This window comes from Spirillospora sp. NPDC049024, from assembly GCF_040649235.1.
GTDB lineage: Bacteria > Actinomycetota > Actinomycetes > Streptosporangiales > Streptosporangiaceae > Spirillospora.
In genome coordinates, this window is the sequence record NZ_JBEZFD010000014.1 from 77,158 (window position 1) to 101,848 (window position 24,691).

Consider the following 24,691-nt stretch of genomic DNA (forward strand, 5'->3'; position numbering starts at 1 on the left):
GGCGGTCAGCCGCCCACCAGGCCGCGGGCGCGCCAGTTCTTGAAGATCGCGTCGACGCGGTCCGCCGCCTCCGCGACGGCCTGCCGCGGGGACGCCTGGCCGCGGGCGGCGCGGCCGAACATCGTCGGCAGCACGTTGGTGTTGAAGACCTCGCCGATCGCCGGGTTGGACGGGCCCGGGTAGCCGATGTTCGCGCTCCACGACGTCGCCGTCTTGAGCAGCGCCAGCTTGTCCGCGGGCTTCGCGCCCCACGGGTCGTCGTCGAGCCAGCCGTTCAGCTGCGGGACGATCGACGGCCATCCCGGCAGGTCGTACAGCTCCGAGTGGTACGACACCGAGGGGAAGTTCGCGGTGTAGTGCAGCAGGAACTCCTTGGCCGCGTCGGGGTTGCCCGCGTGCTTCGGGACGATCCACTGCTGGATCACGTGCTGCGCCGCCAGCGCCGCCTTCGGGCCGCGCAGCGCGGGGACGAAGAAGATGTCGTCGCCGATCCTGCGGTTGGTGCCCATCGCCGTCCGCCACGCCGAGATCGAGTTCACGATGTAGGACGACTTGCCGGCGATGAGCGCCTGGTTGTTGGACGCGGGCGTCCAGGAGAACACCTCGCTGGTCTCCGCCTCCCGGAACAGCCGCGCCATGTACTCGACGGCCGCGACGGTCGCGTCCGATTCCAGGACGACCTTCTCGTGCTGGTCCTGGACGGACCCGCCGAACGACCACAGCAGCGCCCGCGCCGCCATGTTCGAGTCGGTCTCGGGGGACAGGCCGATGCCGCACGGCACCCCGGTCCGCCGCTTGATCTCCGCCGCGCCGCGCACCAGGTCGTCCCAGCTCCCGGGCCCGTTCGGCATCCCGGCCTGCTGCCACATCGACTTGCGGTAGTCGCCCGGGTCGGGCGACCAGCCGGGGCAGTAGGCGTAGAAGCGCCGGGTGTTCGGGTTGTAGCTCGACTTGCGGCACAGTTCGAGCTGCTTCCCCCACCGCCGGTTCGCCTCCTGGACGAGGTCGGTCATGTCCAGGACGGACGGCTCGTACTGCGAGAACGGCGCGATGTGCTGGATCAGGTCGTGGCCGCGGCCCGCCTGGATCTCCGACGCGGCGCGGCGGGGGACGTCCACGGTGTTGATGTGGTCGACCCGGACGTCCACGCCGACCTTCCTGCCCCAGTCGGCGAGGAACCCGTCGAACCACTTGTCGTGCCGGGGGACGAAGTGGCTCCACATCAGGATGCTGAGCGAGCCGCCCAGCTTCTTCGCGGGGGAGGTGAACACCTCCTTCGGCGCTTTCCCGGAGTCCTTCGCCTGCGGGCCGCTGGTCTCGCTGGCGCATCCCGCCAGGAGACCGGACGCGCCCGCAGCGAGGACCGTTGAGGACAGGAAGCCGCGTCTGCTGAGCCGCTCGGACATGGGGGCTCTCCTCGCCGCTGAGGGGGTCTCCCCTCGACGGTAGATCGGAGAGCCCGTCTCATCCAGCGACGATCGGGTAACTCTACGTCACTACAGTGACGTCCGTCACAATGTGCTCACCGGCACCGTGTGCGGTTCGCGCGGCCGCGCCACTTGCGGCCGCGCCGCTTGCCGGGCGCGCTACTTGCCGGTCGCCTCGATGTAGGCGGCGACGACCTCTTCGGGGTCGCCGTCCATGTGCATGCGGCCCTCGTCGATCCAGATGACGCGGTCGCACATCTCCTTGACCGTGTCGAGCTGGTGCGCGACCAGGAACACCGCGCCGGCGTCCTTGCGCAGCTCGTCGATGCGGCGCTTGCTCTTGGTCCGGAACTTGGCGTCGCCGGTGGCGAGCGCCTCGTCGATCAGCAGCACGTCGTGGGTCTTGGCCGCGGCGATCGCGAACCGGAGGCGGGCGCCCATGCCGGACGAGTACGTCCGCATGGGGTACTGGATGAAGCCCTCCTTCAGCCCGGCGAAGTCGACGATCTCCTTGTACTTGGACTTCGTCTCCGCGGGGGACATGCCCATGGCGAGGCAGCCGAGGACGATGTTGCGCTCGCCGGTGAGGTCCTTCATCAGGGCCGCGTTCACGCCCAGCAGGGACGGCTGCCCGTCGGTGTAGACGCCGCCCCGGTGCGGGGGCAGCAGCCCGGCGATCGCCTTCAGCAGCGTCGACTTGCCGGAGCCGTTGGTGCCGATGATGCCGACCGCCTCGCCCCGGTACGCGACGAACGACAGGCCCTTGATCGCGTGGACCTCGGTCATCGACGGGCGGTGCTTGCGGCGCAGGATGCGGGAGAACGCGCTCGCGGCGTTGCCCTTGCCGCCCGCGCCGTACACCCGGTAGACGATGTGCAGGTCGTCCACGACGACGATCGGCTCCCGGGTCGGGTCGATGTCGGCGGTCCTGCGGACCTTCGTGTCAGCCACGGCCGTAGCGCTCCTCGGCACGGTAGAAGTACAGGAACCCGCCCACCAGCATGACCGCGGCCCACATGATCGCGTAGAGCCACAGCTGCCCCGTCGGGGTGGCGTGCGCGAGGCCCCCGACATAGGACCGGTACTCGCCGAGCAGGACGTGCCGGCTCAGCTCCACGTACACGTACGCCGGGTTGAGCTGCAGCAGCTCGCCCAGCCACGGGTACTCGGCCAGCCGGCTGCCCGGCTTCATCAGCGACGGCAGGCTGAAGATCACGCCGGACATGTAGAGCCAGGTCCGCATGACGAACGGCAGGAGCTGGGTGATGTCGCGGTTGAACGCCCCGAGCCGCGCCATGACCATGCTGATGCCCACGTTGAACATGAGCTGGAGCGCGACCACCGGGACGAACAGCAGCATCTCGGGGCCGATCGGCTCGCCGAACCCGAACACGATCGCGAACAGCACGACCAGGGCGAGCAGGAGCTGCTGCAACTCGACGATCGCGATCGCCAGCGGCAGCGTGGCGCGCGGGAAGTGCAGGGCCCTGATCAGCGACAGGTTGTCGCCGACGGACTTGGCGCCCGACGTGACCGACCGCTGCGTGAACCCGAACAGGAAGACGCCCGTCACCAGGAAGGGAATGAAGTCGGGCACTCCGCGCTTGGTGTTCAGCAGCAGACCGAAGATCAGGTAGTAGACCCCGGCGTTGAGGAGCGGGGTCAGCAGCTGCCAGACCTGACCCAGCCGGGAGTCGGTGTACATCGAGATGTTCTTGGCGGATGCGAACGCCCAGATGAAGTTCCGGCGAGCCCACACATCCTGGATGTACTTGCGAAGCGGGGGGCGCGCAGCGCTCTGCCTCAGCCCGTATCGTGCGGCGTAGTCGGCCAGGGTCCCGTTCACGTGAGGAGGCTCCGCGATCGTCCCGACCGACTCGCCACCCGGGCTTCCGAGCCGTTCCGGGTGACTCATGTCGCGAAGCCTATTGCAGTCGCTGAGTCCGCAGTGACGTTCGCCCGCATGTGACCCCCGATTTGAGATCTTTACGGAATCATGTCGGCCTCCCTGGGGATACCCCGGTCATGCGCGTCAACCACTCACGGCGCACTTCCGTGCCGTCACGGTCCGTCACCCGGCGCCGGTCGCGGCAGGCCCAGGAGCATCGCCCCTGGCCGAACCGGGTCGCCCTCCTGCGCAGGCTCGGCCGGATGGACCGGTGGGCCTTCGACCAGGTGGCCGCGGCCCGGCTGCCCGGTCTGGAGTACGTCCTGCCGCGCCTCTCGCGGTTCGCCGACCACGGTGTGCTGTGGTTCACGACGGCCGGCGTGATGGGGATCGCGGGACGGCCCCGGCTGCGACGCGCCGCGCTGCGGGGGGCCATCGCGATCGCCGTGGCGAGCCCCGCCGTGAACATCGCCGGAAAGCAGGCGTTCCGCCGCAGGCGGCCCGTCGTGGACCTCGTCCCCCCGATCCGGATCCGGTGGAAGCTGCCGACCTCGCACGCCTTCCCCTCCGGGCACTCGGCCTCGGCGGCCGCGTTCGCGGCCGGCGTCGCGCTGGAGGCCCCGCGGGCGGTGGCCGTGCCGGTCGCGGCGACCGCCGCGGCGGTCGCGTTCTCCCGCGTCTACACCGGCGCCCACTATCCGGGCGACGTGCTGGCGGGCCTCGGGATCGGCGCCCTCGCCGGGCTCGGCACCCGGCTGGTGTGGCCCGCCCGCCCCCCGGTGGCCCGCGTGGCCCCGGCCGAGCCCGGGGACGAGGACGTCCGTATCGCCCCGGACGGGCGCGGCGTGGTGGCCGTCGTCAACCTCGGCGCGGGCCCCGTCGGCGAGGCGGAGGCGGGCATCCTTCCGAAACGGGCGGAGATCGCGGTCGCGATGCTGGAGGGCGAGCTGCCCGCCGCGGAGGTCGTCCGGCTGGAGCCGGACGCGGACCTCGACAAGGCCTGCGCCGAGGCCGCCGACAGGGCCGACGTGCTGGCCGTGGTCGGCGGCGACGGCACCGTGAACGCCGCCGCGCGGGCCGCGCTGGAGCACGGCGTTCCGCTGCTCGTCGTCCCCGGCGGGACGTTCGACCACTTCTCCCGCGCGCTCGGCGTGGAGACCGCGGCCCAGGCGATCAGGGCCTACCGGGAGCGCAGGATCGGCCGCGCCGACGTCTCCTACGTCGCCCCGATGGCCGCCAAGGCGGGGGACGGGGCGGAGCAGGTCTTCCTCAACACCGCGAGCTTCGGCGCCTACACCGAGATGGTCGACCGCCGCGTCCGGCTGGAGCGCCGGATCGGGAAGTGGCCCGCGCTGGCCGTCGCCGCCGTCCGCACGCTGCGGCGCTCCGAGCCCGTCGAGCTGATGGTGGACGGCAGGCGCCGCCGCGTCTGGCTCGCGTTCGTCGGCAACTGCGTCTACGGCTCGCGGGGCGCCGCGCCCACCTGGCGCGAGCGCCTCGACGACGGGCGGCTCGACGTCCGGATGGTCACCACCCGCGGACGCGTGCCCCGCGTCCGCGCGGTCGCCGCGGTCCTCGCCGGGCACCTGCACGTCACCCCCGGGTACGGCTCGTGGCGGACGACCGGCATGGAGCTCATCTCGCCGGCCGGGGAGCTGCGGCTGGCGCGGGACGGCGAGGTGGCGTCACTGCCGCCCGCGGTGCGGTTCGGCAAGCACCCCCGCGCCCTGCGGGTGTTCACGGTTCAGGCCCCGGCGCCCGGGTAAGGCAGGGGACGCCCGCGAAGGAGGGGATCACACGATGACGAGCCGTGATCTGGGAGTCGCGCCCGGCGACCTCAGTGACGACGACCTGTTCCGTGAGCTCGGCCACCTGTACGAGACGAGGCTGGAGGCGCTCCGGCACGCCGCCGACCAGGCCTACGGCGAGCACACGCGCCGCATGAACGAGCTGGAGGCCGAGTACCTGCGCCGCCGTCCCGGCCGGGAGATCGACCCCGAGCGGCTGCGCGAGGGCGCCCGCGCCCGCTGACGGCGTCCGGCGCGCGGGGGCCCGCGCCGAGTGCCGCCCCCCGCCCCGAGGGGGAGCGCCCCCGGAACCGAGTGGCAGGGTGGAGGACATGGACGGATCGTTCGAGCTCGGACCCGAGGACGGGCGGCTGCTCGTCCGGACGGGGCGCAGCGGGCTCGGCCGGCGCGCCGGGCACGACCTGGTCATCGAGGCCACGCGGTGGTCGGCGGCGGTCGAGGCGCGCGAGCCCCTGGAGGCGTCGTCGGTCGAGGTCACCGTCGGGGTGGACGGGCTGGAGGTGCGGGAGGGCACCGGCGGCGTGAAGCCGCTCACCGACCAGGACCGCGCGGAGATCGTGAAGAACCTGCGCAAGGTGCTGGACGTCCACCGGTACCCGGAGATCAAATTCGCCTCCACCGCGATCGGCGAGGACGCCGTCGAGGGCGACCTCACGATCATGGGACGGGTCAAGCCGGTGCGGCTCACGGCGTCCCGGGACGGCGACCGGGTGCGCGGCGGCGTCACCGTCGACCAGACCCGCTGGGGCATCAAGCCGTACTCGGCGTTCTTCGGCGCGCTCCGGCTCGCCGACGAGGTCGAGGTCGAGTTCGACGTCCGCCTTCCCCGGTAGACCCCGGTAGACCCGGTAAGCCCTGCCCCGGCGCGGGTGCCCGCGCCCGCGTTTCCCGGCCCCTGAAGATCAAATTGCACTAGGGTGCATGATCATCGCATTCCGGTCAGTCGATCTTCAGGGGGCCGCGGTGGCGGAGCTGAGCAGGAGGGACCTCGGAAAGGCGGCGGGCCTGGTGGCCGCGCCGGCGCTGCTCGCCGGCTGCTCGGCCGGCGCCTCCGGGTCGGCCAGGACGGCGCGGGCGGCAGCGGCGGCCCGCACCTGGCGGGTGACCGGCAAGGCGCTCACCGGCCTCGGCGGGTTCGACTCGACGCTCAAGAGCTTCATGCAGGAGCGGGAGATCCCCTGCGGGCAGCTCGCCGTCGTCCGCAAGGGCAGGCTCGTCCTGTCGCGCGGGTACACCTACGCAGAGGACGGCGCGTTCACGACGCAGCCGACCTCGCCGTTCCGCATCGCCAGCATCTCCAAGCCCGTCACGGCGACGGCGGTGCTCAGGCTCGTCCAGGACGGGAAGCTGAAGCTCACCGACCGGGCGGCGATCCTGCTGGGGCTCCCCACGACGGCCGATCCGCGCCTCAAGGACGTCACCGTCCTGCGGCTGCTGCAGCACCTCGGCGGCTGGGACCGCGACATCACGCCCGACCCGATGTTCCAGGACGCGGCCATCGCCAAGGCGCTCGGCGTCGCGCTGCCGGTGTCGAAGGCGAACATCATGAAGTACGCGTCGGCGCGCGAGCTCGACCACGCGCCCGGCACGCGGTACGCCTACTCCAACTACGGCTACCTGCTGCTCGGCCGGATCATCGAGAAGGCCACCGGCAGGAAGTACGAGGACTACGTCCGGCAGACCGTGCTCGCGCCGCGCAAGATCACGCGGATGCGCCTGGGCAGGACGCTCACCAAGGCCACCGGCGAGGTCCCGTACCACTCGGGCTACACCGGGACCACCGTCTTCGACAACAGCGGCACGAAGGTGGCCTACCCGTACGGCGCGTTCAACCTGGAGAACATGGACGCGCACGGCGGCTGGCTGGCCACCGCGATGGACCTCACCCGCCTCGCGGGCGTCTACGACGGCGGGACGTCCGTGCTGACCTCGGCGTCGATCAGCCGGGCGTTCGCCAAGCCGGAGACGGGCGTCAACGCCGACGGCTGGTACTACGGCTGCGGCTGGCAGGTGCGCCCGGTGACCGGCGGCCGCAACACCTGGCACAACGGGAGCCTGCCCGGGACGTACACGCTCCTGGTCCGGCGGTACGACGGCCTGACGTGGGCGGTTCTGTTCGACCAGCGGCAGGAGGGCGACGCGGCGAACTACGGAGACATCGACTCGCTGCTGCACAAGGCCGCGAACGCGGTGAAGACATGGCCGGCGGGCGACCTGACCTCCTCCTACTTCTAGCCGCTTTCCAGCGCGGCCCGGCCTCTGGCACGGGCCGCGCGCGTGTACTGGTCGTCCAGGCTGCGCGGGAACGGCATCATCCGGTGCCGGTCCCGCCAGGGCGCGAACTGGCGGACGGCGTTGAAGCCCGCCGCGGTGATGATCCGCTCGACGTCCGGGCCCGGGACGCCGGCGGGGTAGACGTCCAGATGGGCGACGTGCGGCGGCAGGCCGTCCGGCCGCGCGGGCGACACCAGGGTCATCGGCGGACGGACCCGTTCGGCGGACGCCATGTCCTCCGCGTAGGCGACGAGCTGGAGCGTCTCCGCGTCGGGCCCGCTGTGCACGACGAGCCAACCGGCGACGTCGACCGGCTCCGACGGGGGATCGGCGAGCGCCAGGGGGACGACCTCGTCCGAGACCGTGCGCAGGTAGGCGTCGTGGGCGGGGTCGAGCTCCTCCAGGACGTACGTGCGGTCGAAGCGGACCGGGTCGGCGGGGAGCAGGGGCCGGTAGGCGTCCCAGCGCAGGAGCCTCGCCAGATGCGTCGTGGGGACCCCGGGCGGGAGGCGGACCAGCTCCCCCCTCAGCCCGGCCGGGAACGCGTCCACGATCACTTCGTCGGGCCGCAGGGCCGCGAGGTCGGCGCTCTCTACGACGCGCCAGCCGCCCGCCACGCGCGGGTCGGCCGCGAACGGCGACCCGGTCACGACGGTGACCGGCCCTTCCCGCCGCAGGGTGTGCAGGACGGCCCGGAGCCGCGTCAGATGCCCCAGCCCGTCACCGGCCGCGAAGCAGACGATCACCGGGTCTCGTCGAGGACGGCCAGATAGCCGGCGGTCTCGGCGGCCGGGGTGAAGTCGCGGCGGATCCGCTCCGCGCCCGCCGCGCCGAGCTTGGCCAGCTCCTCGCCGCCCGCCCGCGAGGCCCGGTCGATCGCCGCCCGGCACGCGTGCGGGTCGCCCGCGGGGAAGGTGAACCCGATCTCGTCGTCGGCCACGTCCGCCAGCCCGCCCGCGTCCGACGCGAGCAGCGGGACGCCGAGCGCCGCCGCCTCCAGCGCCACGTTCGGCATCCCGTCGTAGAACGACGGGAGCGCGACCAGGTCGCAGCTCGCGTAGACGGCCGGAAGGTCGTAGCGCTCCAGGAACGGCAGGAACGAGTGCGGGACGTCGCCGTCCGCGAGCCGCTCCCGCACGGACTCCTCGACCTCGCCGACGAGCAGCAGGTGGAAGTCGTCGGCGCGGCGCGACGCCGCCAGCGCCTCCAGGAAGAAGCCGACGCCCTTCTTCACCTTGAGCTGGCCGATGAGCCCGATCGTCCGGCGTCCGGGGGCGACGTTCTCCTCCCGCCACGCCCTGCCGCGCTCGCGTTCGGACGGCAGCACCCGCCACTGCGCGGTGTCGACGCTGTTGGCGACGAACGCGACCGCCGCGTCCGGGACGAGCGCCCGCACCAGCGGCGCGTGCGAGCGGGCGACGACGCACACGCGGGCCGAGGCGCGCAGCGCGTCGGCCAGCACGCCGCGCCGCCGCATCGAGAAGACGCCGACGTCGATGTCGTTGCCGCGCAGCAGCGTCACCAGCGGCGCGCCGAGCAGCGCGGACAGCACGGGCGCGGCGAGCATCGCGTGCACGCCGCCGAACGCCACCACATGGGTGTAGCCGGTGAGGTTCTCGGCGGTGATGGTCGTCCACAGGCGGCGCAGCGCGTGCTCGGAGTCGTCCCCGAGCGGCGCGGTGATGAGCCTCCCGCCGTGCTCGCGCCGCACGCCCCACGGCCGCGACCGCCGGGTCAGATGGGCGACGTCGACCTCCGCCCCGGCGCCGCGCAGTCCCCGCACGATCCGGTCGCACGACTGCGCCATGCCGCCCTGGCTCGGCGGGTAGTGCTCGGTGATCCACAGGACGCGGGGCATCAGCTGTCCACGAACCCGGTGTCCTCGTCCGGCCCCCAGTCGCCGCCGTAGGAGTAGTCGTCGCCGGGGTTGAACGCGCCCCGGTCGTACTCGTCGAACGAGGAGTACCAGTAGCCGTCGTTGTAGGCCTGCGAGCTGCTCCGGTAGTACTGGCGCCGGTACCCGCCCGCCCAGGCCGGGTCGTGCGGGTCCTGCGTCCCGTACCCCTGCGCCGCCGCGCACTCGGGGCACAGCGCGTTCGGCCCGGCGTGCGCGCCGCAGACGGGCCTGCCGCACCGCGGGCAGGCCGCCACCGCCGCCTGGCCGCAGCGCCCGAGCACGAAGAAGCCGGTGGTCACGGTGCAGCGGTTCACTTGGTCCTCCTCGCGGCCGTGCCGGGGGGCGTCCACCGGAACGGCTCGGTCGACACCTGCAGGATCCGGTCCACGAGGCCCGTGTTGGTCTGCCCGGGGAACTTCGCGCTCGCGCGGATCACCGGCCGCTTGCCCTGCTTGACCTGCACCTTCACCCAGCCGGGCGGCGGGGAGGGCGGCTGCTGGACGACCGCGTCCTTCGCCAGCCGCCGGGTGACGCGCACGAACTGCACCGTCTTCGTCTTGTGCTTCATCTTGACCTTCCCGCGCACGTTCCGCTTGTTGTAGCTGCGGTTGCGCACCCGGTCGGTGACCGTCACCTCGACGACGCTGCCGTCCCGCAGCTCGGCCCGCATCCGCAGCCACGGGTCGAGCGCGTACCACTGCTTGAGCATCGAGATCGGGGGCCGCGAGGGCAGGTCCTGCTTGGGGCCGTTCTTCTCCGGGACCCGCGACCCGCGCATGTCCGCGGCCACCGACAGCACCCCGTCGGGCGGCATGTCGGCCGCCAGGACCCGCAGCAGCGGCACGAGCACGCCCGCGACCCGCTCGTGCAGCCGCCACTTGTTCCGCCGAATGTGAGCGCCGTGCTGCGCGAGGCTCTGGATCACCGGCTCCCAGTCGTCCCGCCGCAGCGAGACGGTGCAGACCTGCTCCAAGGTCAGCGTCTGGTGAAGCGGATGGAACCGCCTGATGGCGGCCTTCTGCTTACGGTAGAACATGGCGAACCACCTATCGGCCCGGTGTGAGCGTGCGGTAGACCTCGGCCAGCCGGGCGCGTGAGCGCGTCCAGGTCAGGCCCTCCTCGATGTGCGTCCGGCCCCTCCGCCCCATCGCGGCGGCCTCCTCCGGGTACTCCAGCAGGATCCGGACGGCCCGGGCCAGCTCGGCGGGGCGGTCCGCCGGCACCAGCCGCCCGTGCCGCCCGTCCGCCATCAGCTCGCGGACGGCGGGCAGGTCCGAGGCGACCACCGGGACGCCCGCCGCCATCGACTCGATCACCTTCAGCGGCGCGCAGCCCTGGTCGAGGTTGCGGGCGCAGCCGGTCAGCGGCGCCACCGACACCTCGGCGTGCGCCAGCCACGCGGCGACCTCGTGGTGCGGCAGCGCGAACCGCCAGTCGACCCGCTCGGCGACGCCCAGGCGCTCGGCCAGCCGCCGCACCGGCTTCGCCCGCCGTTCCGGGACGGACGCGCAGACCACCAGCCGCAGGCCGGGCAGGTCGGCGAGCCGCGCGAAGGCGCGCATCAGCACGTCCAGGCCCTGCCAGGGCTGGAGCGCGCCGACGTAGACGAGATACCGCTCGGGCGCGTCGGCGGGACGGTCCGGCCTGTCCACGACGTCGGCGCCGTTGGGGACGAGGTGGATCCGCTCCTCCGGCACCCCGAGGCCCCGGACGGCGTCGCCGATCACCCGCGACGGCACCACGACCGCGTCGCTGCGCTCCAGGCAGTACCGCTCCAGTTCGCGGATCTTGCCGAGCGTGGCGGGCGCGGCCCAGGGCCAGGTGTGGCTCATCTCGATCGACGGCAGCCCGTTGACCTCGTAAACGACCTTGTGATGCCGCCCGTCGGCGACCGCGGGCAGCGCGCTCCACGGGTCGCGGACGTGGCAGACCTCCAGCGTCTCCCAGTGCGGCCGCAGGTGCGCCGCGACCCAGCCGGAGAACGCCTCGGCCCGGTCGATCAGGTTCGGGACCGCGGCGTCGAACCGCGCGACCTCCCGCGTCCCCTCCCGCTGGTAGCGCGGCAGGTCGCCGCCGCCGATCGCGGCGAGCAGCCCGCCTCCGAACCGCGCGAACAGCTCGTCGGCCATCTGCGCGATGTGCACGGCCGATCCCTTGCTGGACGGGAAGCGGTCGAAGGCGACGTACGCCGCGCGGTGCCTCATCGGGTGCTCAACAGGTGCGTGCTCTGCAGGAGCGTGCCTCGTCGGGCCTTCGCTCATCCGACCGCGGCCTCCTCCGGCACGGCCCGCAGCCCGCGGTGCCAGGCGATCTGGTCGGCGAGCCCGTCGGCCAGGCCCGTCGCGGCCGTCCAGCCGAGCAGTTCCCGGGCGCGGGACGTGTCGGCCCAGGTGCGCGCGGCGTCCCCGGCCACGGGCGTCTCGCGCCGGATCTGCGCCGGGACGCCCAGCGCGCCGGTGAGCATCGCGATCGCGTCGTGGACCGCCACGTGCTCGGTGTGCCCCACGTTGACGGCGATGCCGGGCGGCAGGTCCTCGGCCGCCGCCGCGAGCGTGGCCGCGACCACGTCCCGCACGTGCGTGAAGCTCCGGGAGCTGCGTCCGTCCCCGAACACCGGCAGCGGGCGCCCGTCGAGCGCGGCCTCGACGAACCGGTGGAACGCCATGTCGGGCCGCTGCCGGGGCCCGTAGACCGAGAAGTACCTGAGCAGGACCGTCCGCAGCCCGCTCCGGGCGGCCAGCCGGGCGAGCCGCTCGACCTCCGCCTTGCTGACCGCGTACGGGCTGGCCGGCCGCAGCGGATCGTCCTCCCGGTTCGGCCGCCGGCCCGCCGACCCGTACACCGACGAACTGGACGCGACGACCACCTTCGGCCGCAGCCGCGGGGGCCGCCGCGCGCAGGCCGCGAGAAGCCGGCGGGTCGCCGCGACGTTGTCCCGCTCGACGACCGCCTTGCCGGGCCCCCACGAGTCGCGCACCCCGGGACGTCCCGCCAGATGCACGACGACGTCCGCGGCCGCTACGGCGTCGAGATCGTCCACCGCCAGGTCGAGTTCGGCGGCGACCACCCCCGGCCCGGCCGCGACCTTCGCCCACGTCCGCCGCGCGACGGCCGGACTCAGCGAACGCTCGGGCGCGTCGACGGCCAGCACCTCGTGCCCCGCCCCCGAGAACGCGTCGACGGCATGGCTCCCGATGAACCCCGCCGCACCAGTGACCACCACTCGCACCCGGGCACCCTATCCGGCAGCCCCCGAACCGGGACAGGGCTCTCGTCCCTGCTCACACGGGACTTACCGCCGGGACATGCCGGGGCTCGGCGGAGACGCGGCGTGCGACCGAACGGCATGGCCGATGGAACAACCCCGAGCCTCTCTTGTCACTACTTAGAGTTATCGATTGATTGCGGAGGGGGATGAGGGTGTTGTTCAGTTCGGAAGGCTTTGGGGGGAGACTTCGTGAAACAGTCCCACAGGTTCGCAACCGTGGCGCTCGCGGCCGTCGTCGGCACGGGCCTCGCCGGCGAAGGCGCCGCGATGGCGGCGGTTCCGCCGGAGCCGACGGTCGCGTCGGCGCCCGCCGCGCCCGCCGCCCAGCAGGTCGCCATCTACCAGTACGCCACCGGCGTGGTGATCAGCCGCCACCGGCTGGCGATCCGGACGAGGCCGACCATGCGCTCCAAGCGGGTCGGCTTCCTGAGGCCGGGGCAGCGCTTCAAGATCAAGTGCTGGACGCGCGGCCAGCGGGTCCGGCACACCCGGGTCTGGTACCGCCTGGGCTACAGCAGCCCCAAGAACTACGTCTCCGGCGCCTACGTGAGGGTCATCAAGGGACGCGTCCGCCACTGCTAGTCGGGCGAGGGCTGGGGACCGCACACGGGCCCCCAGCCCCCTCACCCTCCGGCCCGGCCCGGCCGGAGGACGCTCGGCCCCGACGGGGGAGACCGCCCGGCCCGCTCAGCGGGGCCGGGCCACGCGGGTCTCGTCCCAGACCGGTTCCGCGGACTCGTAGACCGTGCCGTCGGCCCCGAAGACCAGGTGGCGGTCGAAGGCGCGGGCGAACCAGCGGTCGTGGGTCACCGAGACGACCGTCCCCTCGTAGGACTCCAGGCCCTCCTGGAGGGCCTCGGCGCTGGCCAGGTCGAGGTTGTCGGTCGGCTCGTCCAGCAGGAGCAGCGTGGCGCCGCCGAGCTCCAGGAGCAGGATCTGCAGCCGGGCCTGCTGGCCCCCGGAGAGCGTCTCGAAGGGCTGCTCGGCGCACACGTTGAGCTCGTAGCGGGTGAGCGCGCTCATCGCGTCGTTGCGCAGCCGCGCGTGCTCGGTCATGACGATCTCGCACGGGGTGCGCCCGGCCAGATCCGGACGGGCGTGGGTCTGCGCGAACAGCCCCGGGACGACGCGCGCGCCCAGCCGGGCCACGCCGGTGTGCGCGACGGGCCGCACCGGCGTCGCGCCGCGCGGCAGCGTCTCGGCGACGGCCGCCAGGAGGCGCAGGAAGTGCGACTTCCCGGAGCCGTTCGAGCCCAGGACGGCGACGCGCTCGCCGTACCAGACCTCGGTGTCGAACGGCTTCATCAGGCCGGTCAGCTCGAGGTTCTCGCAGACCACCGCGCGCTTGCCGGTCCTGCCGCCGCGCAGCCGCATCTTCAGGTTCTGGTCGCGGGGCGGGACCTCGGGCGGCCCGGCCTCCTCGAACTTGCGCAGCCGGGTCTGCGCCGCGCGGTAGCGGGAGGCGAAGCCGTCGTTCACCGCGGCCTTCACCCGCAGGCTGTTGACCAGCTCCTTGAGCTTGGCGTGCTCCTCGTCCCAGCGGCGGCGCAGCTCCTCCAGCCGCTCGTTGCGGTCGCGGCGGGCGGCGGCGTAGGTGGCGAAGCGGCCGCCGTGGATCCACACGCGGGACGCCTCCACGGTGACGATCCGGTCGGCCGAGCGGTCGAGCAGCTCGCGGTCGTGCGACACCAGCAGGACGGTCTTCGGCGTCTCCCGAAGCCGCTCCTCAAGCCACCGCTTGCCCGGGACGTCGAGGTAGTTGTCGGGCTCGTCCAGCAGGAGGACCTCGTCGGGGCCGCGGAGCAGGGCTTCGAGCGCGAGCCGCTTCTGCTCGCCGCCCGACAGCGTGCGCACCTCGCGCCACCGGCACGAGTCGTAGGGGACGCCGAGGGCCGCGACGCAGCACGCGTCCCAGAGCACCTCGGCCTCGTAGCCGCCGGCGTCGCCCCAGCCCGCGAGGGCCGTGGCGTAGCGGAGCTGGGTGGGCTCGTCATCGCGCTCCATCATCGCCAGCTCGGCCGCCTCCACCGCGGCCGCCGCCTCCCGCACCCGGGGCGGGGCCAGCGACAGCAGGAGGTCGTGCACGTTCGAGCCGTCCCGCACGCTGCCGATGAACTGACGCATGACGCCGATTCCGCCGCTGTGCGCGACGGTCCCGGACTGCGGCGTGAGATCACCGGCGATCAGGCGCAGAAGCGTCGTCTTCCCTGCGCCGTTCGGGCCAACGAGGGCGGCCGTGACGCCGTCGCCGACCCGGAAGGAGACGTCGTCGAGCAGCATCCGCCCGTCCGGCAGCACATGGCCGACGTGGCCCACCTCGACGTGTCCCATGCCGCCGAGTCTCGGGAAGGCCCCACCGGGCCGTCAATCGAATTAACCGGCGACCAGCGACCTGACGTGCTCCACCACGGACCCCAGGGCGATCTTGGCGGTGTCGCCGGTCGCGCGGGTCGTGACCTCGGCGACGCCCTCGGCGAGGCCGCGCCGCCCCACGGTCACGCGGAACGGGACGCCGGTCAGCTCGGCGTCGCGGAACTTCACCCCCGCCCGCTCGGCGCGGTCGTCGATCACCGCCTCGACGCCCGCCGCGGACAGGCCCGCGTAGACCTCCTCCGCCGCCGCGGCCACGTCGGCGTCGTCGGACTGCGCGATCACGACGGCGGCCTGGAACGGCGCCACCGCCGCCGGCCAGACGATGCCGCGCTCGTCGTGGTGGGTCTCCACGATCGCGGCCATCGCGCGCTCGATCCCGATGCCGTAGCTGCCCATGACCACCGGGACGGATCGGCCTCCGGCGTCCAGTACCTCGACGCCGAGCGCACGGGAGTAGCGGTCGCCCAGCTTGAAGATGTGCCCGACCTCGATCGCCCGCAGGACCTCCAGCGCCCCGCCGCAGCGGACGCAGGGCTCCCCCTCCGCGACCTCGCGCAGGTCCGCCCAGGCGCCGACCTCGATGTCGCGGCCGACGTCGACGCCGCGCAGGTGGACGTCGTCGGTGTTGGCGCCGGTGAACATGTCGCGGCGGCCCCGCAGCGCCTCGTCGGCGATCACGGGCGGCGCCGCGCCGACCGCGCCGAGGCTGCCGGGCAGCGCGCCGAGGGTCTCCTGGATCTCGCCGGGCTCGGCGGCGCGGATCTCCGTGGCGCCCGTCGCGTCCACGAGCTTCTGCTCGTTGAGCGGATGGTCGCCGCGCAGCAGGACGAGGGTCGGCGCGCCGTCCAGGACGTAGACGAGCGTCTTGATCTGCCGGTCGGCGGGCGCGCCGTACGCCAGCAGGTCCTCGATCGTGCGGACGCCCGGCGTGTCGAAGCGCTCGGGCGCGTCCGGCCCCGGACCGTCCGCCGCGGCGGGCAGCGCCGACGTCGCCCGCTCGATGTTCGCCGCGTAGCCGCAGGCCGGGCAGCGGACGACGAGGTCCTCGCCGACCTCGGCCGGGCACATGAACTCGGTGGAGTCCGAGCCGCCCATGGTGCCGTTGGACGCCTCGCACGCCAGCGCCGGCAGGCCGAGCCGCTCGAAGATCCGCGTGTAGGCGCCGAGGTAGGCCTCGAACGAGGCGTCCAGCCCGGCCTGGTCGACGTCGAAGCTGTAGGCGTCCTTCATCGTGAACTCGCGGGTCCGCAGCAGGCCCCCCTTGGGGCGCGGCTCGTCCCGGAACTTCGTCTGGAACTGGTACCACTGCTGCGGCAGCTGCCGGTAGGAGCTCAGCTCGCGGGCCACCGTCGCGAAGATCTCCTCGTGCGTGAGGCCGAGGGCGTGCTCGGCGCCGCGCCGGTCGCGCAGCCGGAACAGCTCCTGGCCGATGAGATCCCAGCGGCCCGACCGCTTCCACGGCTCGGCCGGGTGCAGCGCCGGCAGCAGCATCTCCTGCGCGCCGACCGCCGCCATCTCCTCGCGGACGATCTGGATGATCTTCGCTCGGACGCGCACGGCCAGCGGCAGCAGGCAGTAGTGGCCCGCCGTCAGCTGCCGGACGTACCCCGCGCGCAGCAGCAGCCGGTGGCTCGGCGCGTCGGCCTCGGCGGGGTCTTCGCGGAGCGTGGGCGCGAACATCTGGGACCAGCGCATCCCGCGAGGGTAACGAAGGTGACCTGACTAAGGCCCTATGGTCAGTACCCTTGGGGCCGTGAGTCGAGAAGGTGTGACGCCGCAGAGCGAGGATTTCTCCGCCTGGTACAACGAGCTGGTGGTGCAGGCCCAGCTCGTCGACCGCGGACCGGTTCGCGGCACGATGGTCATCCGCCCGTACGGTTACCGGGTGTGGGAGCTGCTCCAGGCCGACCTGGACCGGCGCATCAAGGAGGCCGGGCACGACAACGCCTGCTTCCCGATGCTCATCCCGGAGTCCTACCTCAAGCGCGAGGCCGAGCACGTCGAGGGCTTCTCCCCGGAGCTGGCCGTCGTCACGCACGCCGGCGGCAAGGAGCTGGAGGAGCCGCTGATCATGCGGCCGACCTCCGAGACGGTCATCGGCGAGTACATGGCCAAGTGGATCGACTCGCACCGCGACCTGCCGCTGCTGCTCAACCAGTGGGCGAACGTCGTCCGCTGGGAGATGCGCCCCCGGATGTTCCTGCGGACCACCGAGTTCCTCTGGCAGGAGGGCCACACCGCGCACATCGACGAGGACGACGCGATGCGCGAGACGATGTGGGCGCTCGACGCCTACGCGAGCGTGGCGCGCGAACTCGCGGCGATCCCGGTCGTGGCGGGGGAGAAGACGCCCGGCGAGCGGTTCGCCGGCGCCGTCCGCACCTACACGATCGAGGCCATGATGCGCGACGGCCGGGCCCTGCAGGCCGGCACGTCCCACTACCTCGGCACCAACTTCGCCAAGGCGTTCGAGATCCAGTACCAGGACGAGGAGGGCAAGCTCACCCTCGCCCACACCACGTCCTGGGGGATGAGCACCCGCATGATCGGCGGCGTGATCATGACGCACGGCGACGACAAGGGCCTCGTGCTGCCGCCGCGGCTCGCGCCCTACCAGGTCGTCATCGTGCCGATCGGGCGCAAGGAGCAGGGCGAGCAGGCCGCCGCCGAGGCCCGCCGGCTGGGTACGGCGATCAAGTCGATGGGCATCCGGGTGCACGTCGACGACAACCGGCCGCAGCTGTCGCCCGGCTTCAAGTTCAACGAGTGGGAGATGCGCGGCGTCCCGATCCGCATCGAGCTGGGCAAGCGCGACATCGAGGGCGGCGTCGCCACCGTCGTCCGGCGGCTCCCGACCGTCGAGGGGCAGGGCAAGGAGCAGATCCCGCTCGACAAGGTGCCCGAGGTGCTGCCCGGGATGCTCGCCGACTTCCAGGCGTTCCTGCTCGCCAGGGCCGAGGCGTTCCGCGACGACAACACCGCCGTGGTGGACGACTGGGACGCGTTCGTCGCGCAGGTCGCCACCGGCTGGGCCCGCGCGTTCCACTGCGGCGAGACCGCCTGCGAGGACGACATCAAGGCCGAGACCGCCGCGACCCCGCGCGTGATCCCGGCCGATGCGCCCGAGGAGACCGGCGTCTGCGTGAAGTGCGGCCGCCCGTCCGCCTACGGCAAGCGCGTCATCTTCGGCCGCGCCTACTGAGGACGCATCCGGCCGCGCCCACCGCGGCCGCACCCGGGCGGGTCCGTCGTGGACGGGCCCGCCCGCGGTGGGTCAGGCGTCCTGCGATGCGCGGCGCTCCGCGCGCCGCCGGGTCAGGTACGGCTGGACGAACCACGCCCACCCGCACAAGATCACGGCGACCGCGACCGTGGCGGCGGTGGCGGCCGCCTTGTCCGACAGCGCCTGGACGACCAGTGTGGTCGCCGCGGTCATCGAGACGCCCAGCGCGAAGGCCCCGGCGATCCCGAACCGGTTGGCGCGCCGGATCAGCAGCGCCTTCTGCCCGAGCCGGAACAGGATCCGGTGCTGGATGACGGGGGCGATGAAGCAGACCGACGCGACCCCCGCCCCGAACAGCGCGACGTAGAACAGCGCCTTCCCCAGGTCGCCGACCTTCGTGTCGAAGGTCGCGGAGAACGGGACGGTCAGCAGGAACGCGAACAGCACCTGCACGCCGGTGGTCGCCACCCGGAAGCCCTGGAGGAGTTCCATCAGCTGCCGGTCCAGCCGCTCGTGCTCGGTCTCGTTGCGGGGCTTGTCTGAGGGGTCGACGCTCATGGATGCCGTTTACCCCGGCAAAACGCCCATCAGTCGCGCGTCTTGAAACGTTCTAGTCGAGCGTGGGCGGTTCGACGCGCAGGGCGAGCATGGACACGTCGTCGCGCAGGTCGCTGTCGCAGTAGTCGAGCAGCGCCCGCTCCACACCCGCGAGCATCTCCTCCGGGGGCTTGCCCGCGTGCCCGGCGAGCGCCTCCAGCAGGCGCTCCTGCCCGAACTCCTGCCGCGTCATGTCGCACGCCTCGAGGACCCCGTCCGAATGCAGGATCAGCGTGTCGCCGACGGACAGGTCGATCGTGTCGAGCCCGGCCTCGAAGTCCTCGAACAGGCCGAGCGGGACGCCGCCGCGCGACGCCGACCTGATCACCCCGTCCGCGCGGACCACGATCGCCGGCGGATGGCCCGCGGTGCCGAGCGACACGATGATCCGCTCGGTCTCCAGCGTCAGGCTCGCCATCACGGCGGTGACGAACCGGTCCTCGTCCAGCAGGGCCTCGTTCACGATCCCGAGGACGTCGGCAGGCCGCGCCTTCCACCGCGACGCGAGCCGGACGCAGTGCCGGGCCGTCGCCGTCACGGCGGCCGCGTCCTCGCCCTTGCCGCACACGTCGCCGAGGACCAGCCCCCACCCGTTCTCGGTGCGGAAGACGTCGTAGAAGTCGCCGCCGACCTCCGAGCCGTGCGTGGACGTCAGGTACCGCGCGGCGACGCTCACCCCGGGGATGGCCGGGAGCGACTTCGGGAGCAGCCCCGCCTGCAGCGTGTCCGCCACCTCCGCGCGGCGCCGGTAGAGCCGCGCGGCCCGGATCACCAGGGCCAAATAGCGGCCGAGACGCTGCACGACGCCGAGGTCCATGAGGTCGAACGGGCCGTACTCGCCGCTGGCCGCCAGCGTGATCGCGCCGATGGCGCGGTCCCCGTCCTCGATGGGGACGCTGAGGACCGAGGTGACCCCGATCTTGCCGCAGACGGGCAGCCCGTCCGGGCACATGCCGAGCACGTCGAGGTTCTCGACGTGCGGGCGGAGCGCGCTCTGCCGGGTGACGAACACGTTGTGGGGGAGGGTGTCCTCGGTGGGGTCGACCTCTTCCAGCATCCGCGCGGCCTCGACGGACCGCTCGTCCTCCGGCCCCATGACGACCTGCCGGCGCAGCGCCGGCGCCGCGCCGCCCTGCGCGGCCGCGGACGGGTTGCCGTTGGCCGGGGCGGTCAGGTCGATGAACGCCCAGTCCGCCAGTTCGGCGGCCAGCAGCCGGGCGCACCTCCGCACGGCCACCGTCTCGTTGAAGACCGGCTCGTCGAGCAGCAGTTCGCTGGCGGTGGCGAGGACGTCCATCCGGTGCACGATCGTGGCCACGGCCTCGTCGTCGCCCGGCCCTCCCTCGGCGGCCCGCGCCCGCGGGGCGCCCGCGGCCCGGCCCTTGGACGGCTCGGTCGCGCCGTCGTCGGCGGGCGTGGTCGTCGGCCCGGCGGCCACCACGATCATCGGGTCGGGCTCGCCGCGGATCCACACCCGCGCGAAGGTGAGCACGGCGTCGATCGGGTGGTCGCGACCGAGGAACCGGACGCCGACCCGGCGGCGGCGCCCCGTCCGGATCGCCGCCGCGAGCTGCGACCGGACGGCCGCCCGGGTCGCCATGTCGCAGAACGCCGTGAACTGCTTGCCCGACACGTAGCCCGACGAGGTGCCGAGCAGCGCGGCCGCCTGCCGGTTGACGCGGCGGACGTTCGTCGTCCGGTCGAGCAGGAACAGCGGGACGGGGGCGTCCTGGAAGACCGTGCGCAGCACCCTGCGCTCGTTCTCGGCGGCGGCCGACCCGCCCTGCTCGCCGGTCTGCTCGCCGCCCATCGTGCGCAGCACGGTCAGCGCCAGCTCCAGCTCGACCAGCGCCGCGTCCAGCGTGGCGCGCAGGTCGGGCTCGGGCACGCCGGCGGCCTGGCGCAGCTCGCCGATGCGCCCTTCGAGGTCCGAGATCTCCCGCAGCAGGGACTCGGGCTCGAGCTGGTCGGGCTGATCGTGCATCTGGTCTCCTTTCGTCCGCGTCACCACGGTGGAACCAGGGCGGCTCCCGCCCTCGCCGGGCCGGACGCCGGTCTACGGGGCCGCTCTGCGCAGCCTATGCTCCGCCAGCGCACCTAGGGCAGGCCCTGGTGACCGACGATACGCTGCGCGAGAGCGGTGAGCTTAACGTGGCGGGTCTGCGAGATCCGGCGCATCTCGGCGAACGCCTCGTCGGCGTCGCAGCCGAGCGCGTGCATGAGGATCCCCTTCGCCTGGTCGACCACGGCGCGGGCCTCGACGGCGGCCTGGAGCTGGACGGCGGTGCGGTGCACGTCGTCGTACTGCTGGCTGTTCGAGACGGCCGCGGTGCCCTGGGCGACCAGCAGCGACGCGATCGCGTGCCGCCCGTGCCCGAGGGCCTTCGGCGTCACCCCGTAAAGCGTGAGCGTGACCAGGACCCGCGGGCTCAGGTGCGGGGTCGTGGCGAAGCAGCGCACCCCGCGGCGCAGCATGTCCGACATGGCGTCGGGCCAGCGGGTCTCGGCGAGGATGTCGTCGGAGCTGAGCGGCCGCCGGTCGGCCACCACGTCGAAGAGCGGCCCGTGGCCGCGGGTCAGCTGCCGGTCGGTCACCTCGGCGAGGTCGGGATGGCTGGCCGCGGCGGCCAGCGGCTCGGGCCGGCTCTCCTCCGGTGCGTCGGGCGTGCCGGGCGTGGCGGAGCCCGCGTCGCCGCGGGTGCTCGGGAGCGCCCAGCGCACGCTCGCGGCGCCCGCGCACCCGGGCACGGCGCGCGACGCGAGCTCGGTCACCCGGTGCAGGGTGCCCACGTCGGAGGACTCCCCGACCATGCCCAGGCGAGCGATCTCCAGCGCGAGCTGGTCGGTCAGGACCGGTTCGGTGGCCGTCACCCTTCCGAGATTAGCCTGCCCAGAGGGATGCGCAGGCGGGGCCTGCACGGCCGCATGACCCTGGTGCTTCACGGGGGGATTCCTAGTTGTTCGGCGGCGCCTTGCTGATCTCGGGGAGCGGACCGCCGTCTCCGTTCGCCAGGGCGAGGTCGCCCATGCACACGATGCCGACGGGGTGCTGCTCGGCGTCCACGACCGGGAGGCGCCGGACGGCGTGCTCGCTCATCAGCCGCGCGACCGTGTCGGTGTCGTCCTCGGGATGGACGGTGGTCAGCTCCGCCGTGCACACGTCGCCGAGCGGGGTGAGCGAGGTGTCGCGGCTCTCGGCCACCGCGCGGACCACGATGTCACGGTCGGTAACCAGGCCGCAGAGCCGTCCCGCGTACGTGACCAGCACGTCGCCGATCCCCTCGTCGCGCATGATGCGAGCCGCCTCATAGAGCGTCGCGTCGAGCGGCAACGACTGCGGAGCCGCAGTCATCACGTCGCTGACCCTTGATGGCATGGCACGCACATCCTCCCGATTCGCCAACGGCTCGCCTGGCCGTGTGTGCGCGCCTTACCCAAGGTCGGCAACCCTATTCGGGCGGTTCGCGAAACGGCCGCCCACCTGCGCCGATCAGAACGCGAAGACGGTCCCCGTGCGCGACCACATGACGCAGTCGTTGCCGTACTCGGCCCGGAAGCGCGCGGGTCTGCCCTTCCACCGCCCCTCGGCGCGGACGACGACGGGCGAGTGGACGGCGGTGCACATCCGGCCGTCCGGCCGGTGCTCGAACTTCCCGCCGGACCCGTCCAGCTCCAGGCAGGCCCGCGCCGCCTCGGGATGCCCGCCCCCCGGCGGGTCGCAACGGAGCGTGACGGCCCTCGTTCCCGACGTGGCCTCGCCCGGATGCGTGACGGAAAGCCGCAACGACGTTCCGGGCTCGGCGAACGCGGCGGGCTCGGAATGCGCGGCGGGCATCAGGGCGATCACCGCCCCGAGGACGACCCCGGTGACAAGGTTCGACATACGCGACTCCCGACATTCCAAGGGACGTCGCACACGGTATCTGCCCAACAACAGAACGTGCATGAAAAGCGAACAACCTGTGTCTGTGGCGCCACCCGCACCGCCTTCAAGGGCTGCGATCGCGTCCGAAGGCAGGTTCGAGCGAAGCGAGAACCTGATCGCGCAGCGAGCCGCAAGGCGAGACGGAGCGATGCCAGCGATCGCCCGCGTTTTTCGACGAGGGAGGGCCGCCAGGCCCGAAGGAGGAGAAAGGCGCCTACTACGCCGCGAGGACGTGCTCCGAGAGCGAGGCCCGCAGTTGCTTGCGGCCGCGGTGGAGGCGGGACATGACGGTGCCGATGGGGGTGCCCATCATGTCGGCGATCTCCTTGTACGGGTAGCCCTCGACGTCGGCGAGGTAGACGGCGTCCCGGAAGTCCTTGGGGAGGGCGCGCAGGGCGGCGACCACCTCGGAGTCGGGGATGCGGTCGAGGGCCTCGGACTCGGCGGACCGGAAGCCGGACGCGTGCGCCTCGGCCTGCGCGAGCTGCCACTCCTCCAGCTCCTCGGAGCCGGCGCGCTGGGGCTCGCGCTGCTTCTTGCGGTAGGTGTTGATGAAGTTGTTGGTGAGGATGCGGTGCAGCCACGCCTTGAGGTTCGTGCCTTCCTGGAACTGGTGGAAGTTCACGTAGGCCTTGGCCAGGGTCTCCTGGACGAGGTCCTCGGCGTCGGCGCTGTTGCGGGTCATGCGGACGGCGCTCATGTAGAGCGGGTCGGCAAGCGGCAGGACGTCGCGCTCGTAGCGGCGCTCAGTGGCGGTGCCGTCGGCGTCGCGGCCGTTGTCGCCCTTGGCGTTGCGGTGGACGGGCGTGGTGACAGCGGTCATCGTCGCTCCCCGTGGTAGTGCCCCGGTGATAGGGCCGGTTGCATGGCGCGTGGTCGGGGGCACGCGCGGACCGGGCGGACTGACCGCCCCCCGTCAAGTGGTACGTGCCACCGTTCCCGGCGGGTTCGGTGATGCCTCGGCCTCGCATGGAGGGTGGACCGAGGGTTCGGCGCGCTTCGGCGATGCCAGAGCGACCCCGTTCCCGGGACGTCGCGGGCGTGCCCTTCGGGCGCTTCCCATCCGCCGGTGGGTCTTCCTGCCATGTAAGACGCATGGAACGGGCCAAAAGGTTGCCATGTCTGACGTGGCGTCCATCACACCGGGCGGCGAGTTGGACGAAGCGGTCTGATCACCCGGTATAGAGCCGGACCCGTCGGTCTTGGGCGCACCGCGCGGGGCGTGCGGCCGTCCGCTGGGTAAAGGCGGCCTCTAGGGCGATGGTTCGTTATGCCCGCTTCCGGTCAGGAGGCGGCGAGGTGGCCCGCCAGGACGGCCTCGACCAGCGCGGCGGCGAACTCCTCCGGAGCGGCCGGGAGCCCGGCGCCCGCCGCGACCGTCTCCGGGCCCGCCAACCGGGTCAGGAAGGCGTGCTGCTGGCAGCCTCCCAACAGGGCCGCGGCTATGAACGGGAGGGGCGCGCCGTCCGCCAGCCGCCCGGCCTTCCACTCGGCCTCCAGGTACCCGATGAGGGCGGCGTGGCCCATCACCGGACCCGCCGTCGGCCCGCCAGGCGGCCCTGCCGGAGGGCCGCCGGGCGCTCCGGCAGGCGGCGGCTCGCCGTTCCGGGGGCCCCTGGCACGGGCGCGCGCCTTGGCGGCGGCCTCCTGCTGCGCCTTCACAGGGCCGTTGTCCCGCAGCCAGGCGATCAGCTCCGGATCGGCCAGGACGGGACCGGTCATCGGCAGCAACTCGCCGTAGAAGCGGACCATCTCCGTCGCCAGGCGGGTGAGGTTCTCCTCCACCGTGTTCTGCCCGACGGACCCGAGCAGCCCGGCCATCGCGGTGCGCGCCGTCCCGGTCACCTCGGCCAGGGCCGCCGCGAACAGCGCCGTCTTGTTCGCGAAGTGGTTGTAGAGGCTGCCCTCGGACACGCCCGCGGTCCGCGCGATCTCCTTGGTCGTCGCGGCGGTGATGCCGCGCGCCTGGATCACCGTGACCGCCGCCGCCAGGATTCGCTCCCGCATCGGC

24 protein-coding genes are annotated in these 24,691 nt (G+C 72.9%); 6 read left to right on the forward strand and 18 right to left on the reverse strand.

All coding sequences use genetic code 11. The features are described from left to right. Positions 1-5 precede the first annotated feature (5 nt). The 3 genes from AB0C21_RS25410 to AB0C21_RS25420 form a co-directional block, all read right to left on the reverse strand. On the reverse strand, positions 6-1,406 hold the full coding sequence (locus AB0C21_RS25410) for an ABC transporter substrate-binding protein (RefSeq protein ID WP_500207425.1): 1,401 nt from the start codon (positions 1,404-1,406) through the stop codon (positions 6-8). Between the two features lie 180 nt (positions 1,407-1,586). Then, a complete protein-coding gene (locus tag AB0C21_RS25415) occupies positions 1,587-2,378 on the reverse strand; it encodes an ABC transporter ATP-binding protein (RefSeq protein ID WP_500207426.1) in 792 nt (263 codons plus the stop codon). Continuing rightward, complete coding sequence (locus AB0C21_RS25420; RefSeq protein WP_500207428.1) at positions 2,371-3,342, reverse strand: ABC transporter permease; 972 nt, start codon at positions 3,340-3,342, stop codon at positions 2,371-2,373. The genes AB0C21_RS25415 and AB0C21_RS25420 overlap by 8 nt, the downstream gene beginning before the upstream one ends. 140 nt (positions 3,343-3,482) lie before the next feature. On the opposite strand from AB0C21_RS25420, the gene AB0C21_RS25425 reads away from it, so the two are divergent. From AB0C21_RS25425 to AB0C21_RS25440, 4 genes are all read left to right on the forward strand, one after another. Then, positions 3,483-5,081 carry a bifunctional phosphatase PAP2/diacylglycerol kinase family protein gene (locus AB0C21_RS25425; protein ID WP_500207429.1) on the forward strand — a complete coding sequence of 533 codons (1,599 nt, stop codon included), beginning with the start codon at positions 3,483-3,485 and terminating at the stop codon, positions 5,079-5,081. A gap of 34 nt (positions 5,082-5,115) precedes the next feature. Further along, positions 5,116-5,346, forward strand: a complete 231-nt coding sequence (locus tag AB0C21_RS25430) for a DUF6158 family protein (RefSeq protein WP_500207430.1) — start codon at positions 5,116-5,118, stop codon at positions 5,344-5,346. Between the two features lie 88 nt (positions 5,347-5,434). Then, positions 5,435-5,956: a YceI family protein gene (locus AB0C21_RS25435; protein WP_500207432.1), complete on the forward strand. Its 522-nt coding sequence runs from the start codon at positions 5,435-5,437 to the stop codon at positions 5,954-5,956. 88 nt (positions 5,957-6,044) lie between these two features. Next, on the forward strand, positions 6,045-7,358 hold the full coding sequence (locus AB0C21_RS25440; protein ID WP_500207433.1) for a serine hydrolase domain-containing protein: 1,314 nt from the start codon (positions 6,045-6,047) through the stop codon (positions 7,356-7,358). On the opposite strand, the gene AB0C21_RS25445 is transcribed toward AB0C21_RS25440, so the two are convergent. From AB0C21_RS25445 to AB0C21_RS25470, 6 genes are read right to left on the reverse strand one after another with little or no spacing between them, the layout of a single operon-like run. Further along, complete coding sequence (locus tag AB0C21_RS25445) at positions 7,355-8,143, reverse strand: hypothetical protein (protein WP_500207434.1); 789 nt, start codon at positions 8,141-8,143, stop codon at positions 7,355-7,357. The genes AB0C21_RS25440 and AB0C21_RS25445 overlap by 4 nt on opposite strands. After that, complete coding sequence (locus tag AB0C21_RS25450; protein ID WP_500207435.1) at positions 8,140-9,255, reverse strand: glycosyltransferase family 4 protein; 1,116 nt, start codon at positions 9,253-9,255, stop codon at positions 8,140-8,142. Before AB0C21_RS25450 ends, AB0C21_RS25445 begins: the two co-directional genes overlap by 4 nt. Further along, positions 9,255-9,608 carry a hypothetical protein gene (locus AB0C21_RS25455; RefSeq protein WP_149261150.1) on the reverse strand — a complete coding sequence of 118 codons (354 nt, stop codon included), beginning with the start codon at positions 9,606-9,608 and terminating at the stop codon, positions 9,255-9,257. The genes AB0C21_RS25450 and AB0C21_RS25455 overlap by 1 nt, the downstream gene beginning before the upstream one ends. Beyond that, the gene (locus AB0C21_RS25460; protein ID WP_500207437.1) at positions 9,605-10,330 is read right to left on the reverse strand and encodes a hypothetical protein; all 726 of its coding nucleotides are present in this window, start codon (positions 10,328-10,330) and stop codon (positions 9,605-9,607) included. Before AB0C21_RS25460 ends, AB0C21_RS25455 begins: the two co-directional genes overlap by 4 nt. 10 nt (positions 10,331-10,340) lie before the next feature. Then, positions 10,341-11,498: a glycosyltransferase family 4 protein gene (locus AB0C21_RS25465; protein ID WP_500207439.1), complete on the reverse strand. Its 1,158-nt coding sequence runs from the start codon at positions 11,496-11,498 to the stop codon at positions 10,341-10,343. Positions 11,499-11,551: 53 nt separating this feature from the next. After that, on the reverse strand, positions 11,552-12,523 hold the full coding sequence (locus AB0C21_RS25470) for an NAD-dependent epimerase/dehydratase family protein (protein ID WP_500207440.1): 972 nt from the start codon (positions 12,521-12,523) through the stop codon (positions 11,552-11,554). Positions 12,524-12,751: 228 nt separating this feature from the next. On the opposite strand from AB0C21_RS25470, the gene AB0C21_RS25475 reads away from it, so the two are divergent. Further along, entirely contained in the window at positions 12,752-13,144 is a 393-nt protein-coding gene (locus tag AB0C21_RS25475; protein WP_149261147.1) for a hypothetical protein, read from the forward strand. Between the two features lie 105 nt (positions 13,145-13,249). Here AB0C21_RS25475 and AB0C21_RS25480 read toward each other — a convergent pair whose 3' ends face one another. Continuing rightward, positions 13,250-14,893 carry an ABC-F family ATP-binding cassette domain-containing protein gene (locus AB0C21_RS25480; protein ID WP_500207441.1) on the reverse strand — a complete coding sequence of 548 codons (1,644 nt, stop codon included), beginning with the start codon at positions 14,891-14,893 and terminating at the stop codon, positions 13,250-13,252. 42 nt (positions 14,894-14,935) lie between these two features. Further along, on the reverse strand, positions 14,936-16,630 hold the full coding sequence (locus AB0C21_RS25485; RefSeq protein ID WP_500207443.1) for a proline--tRNA ligase: 1,695 nt from the start codon (positions 16,628-16,630) through the stop codon (positions 14,936-14,938). Positions 16,631-16,688: 58 nt separating this feature from the next. Between AB0C21_RS25485 and proS the strand changes: the two genes are divergently transcribed. Then, on the forward strand, positions 16,689-18,137 hold the full coding sequence (gene proS / locus AB0C21_RS25490) for a proline--tRNA ligase (protein ID WP_353818151.1): 1,449 nt from the start codon (positions 16,689-16,691) through the stop codon (positions 18,135-18,137). Between the two features lie 72 nt (positions 18,138-18,209). Here proS and AB0C21_RS25495 read toward each other — a convergent pair whose 3' ends face one another. From AB0C21_RS25495 to AB0C21_RS25525, 7 genes are all read right to left on the reverse strand, one after another. Further along, positions 18,210-18,716, reverse strand: a complete 507-nt coding sequence (locus tag AB0C21_RS25495; protein WP_500207444.1) for a DUF6328 family protein — start codon at positions 18,714-18,716, stop codon at positions 18,210-18,212. Positions 18,717-18,768: 52 nt separating this feature from the next. Further along, complete coding sequence (locus AB0C21_RS25500; protein WP_500207446.1) at positions 18,769-20,739, reverse strand: SpoIIE family protein phosphatase; 1,971 nt, start codon at positions 20,737-20,739, stop codon at positions 18,769-18,771. A gap of 113 nt (positions 20,740-20,852) precedes the next feature. Then, positions 20,853-21,626: an ANTAR domain-containing response regulator gene (locus AB0C21_RS25505; RefSeq protein ID WP_500207447.1), complete on the reverse strand. Its 774-nt coding sequence runs from the start codon at positions 21,624-21,626 to the stop codon at positions 20,853-20,855. 82 nt (positions 21,627-21,708) lie between these two features. Continuing rightward, complete coding sequence (locus tag AB0C21_RS25510; protein WP_500207700.1) at positions 21,709-22,107, reverse strand: CBS domain-containing protein; 399 nt, start codon at positions 22,105-22,107, stop codon at positions 21,709-21,711. Positions 22,108-22,245: 138 nt separating this feature from the next. Beyond that, a complete protein-coding gene (locus AB0C21_RS25515; protein ID WP_160161006.1) occupies positions 22,246-22,638 on the reverse strand; it encodes an SSI family serine proteinase inhibitor in 393 nt (130 codons plus the stop codon). A gap of 259 nt (positions 22,639-22,897) precedes the next feature. Continuing rightward, positions 22,898-23,503: a sigma-70 family RNA polymerase sigma factor gene (locus tag AB0C21_RS25520; RefSeq protein ID WP_149261133.1), complete on the reverse strand. Its 606-nt coding sequence runs from the start codon at positions 23,501-23,503 to the stop codon at positions 22,898-22,900. A gap of 461 nt (positions 23,504-23,964) precedes the next feature. Beyond that, complete coding sequence (locus AB0C21_RS25525; protein WP_500207449.1) at positions 23,965-24,687, reverse strand: TetR/AcrR family transcriptional regulator; 723 nt, start codon at positions 24,685-24,687, stop codon at positions 23,965-23,967. Positions 24,688-24,691: the final 4 nt, after the last annotated feature.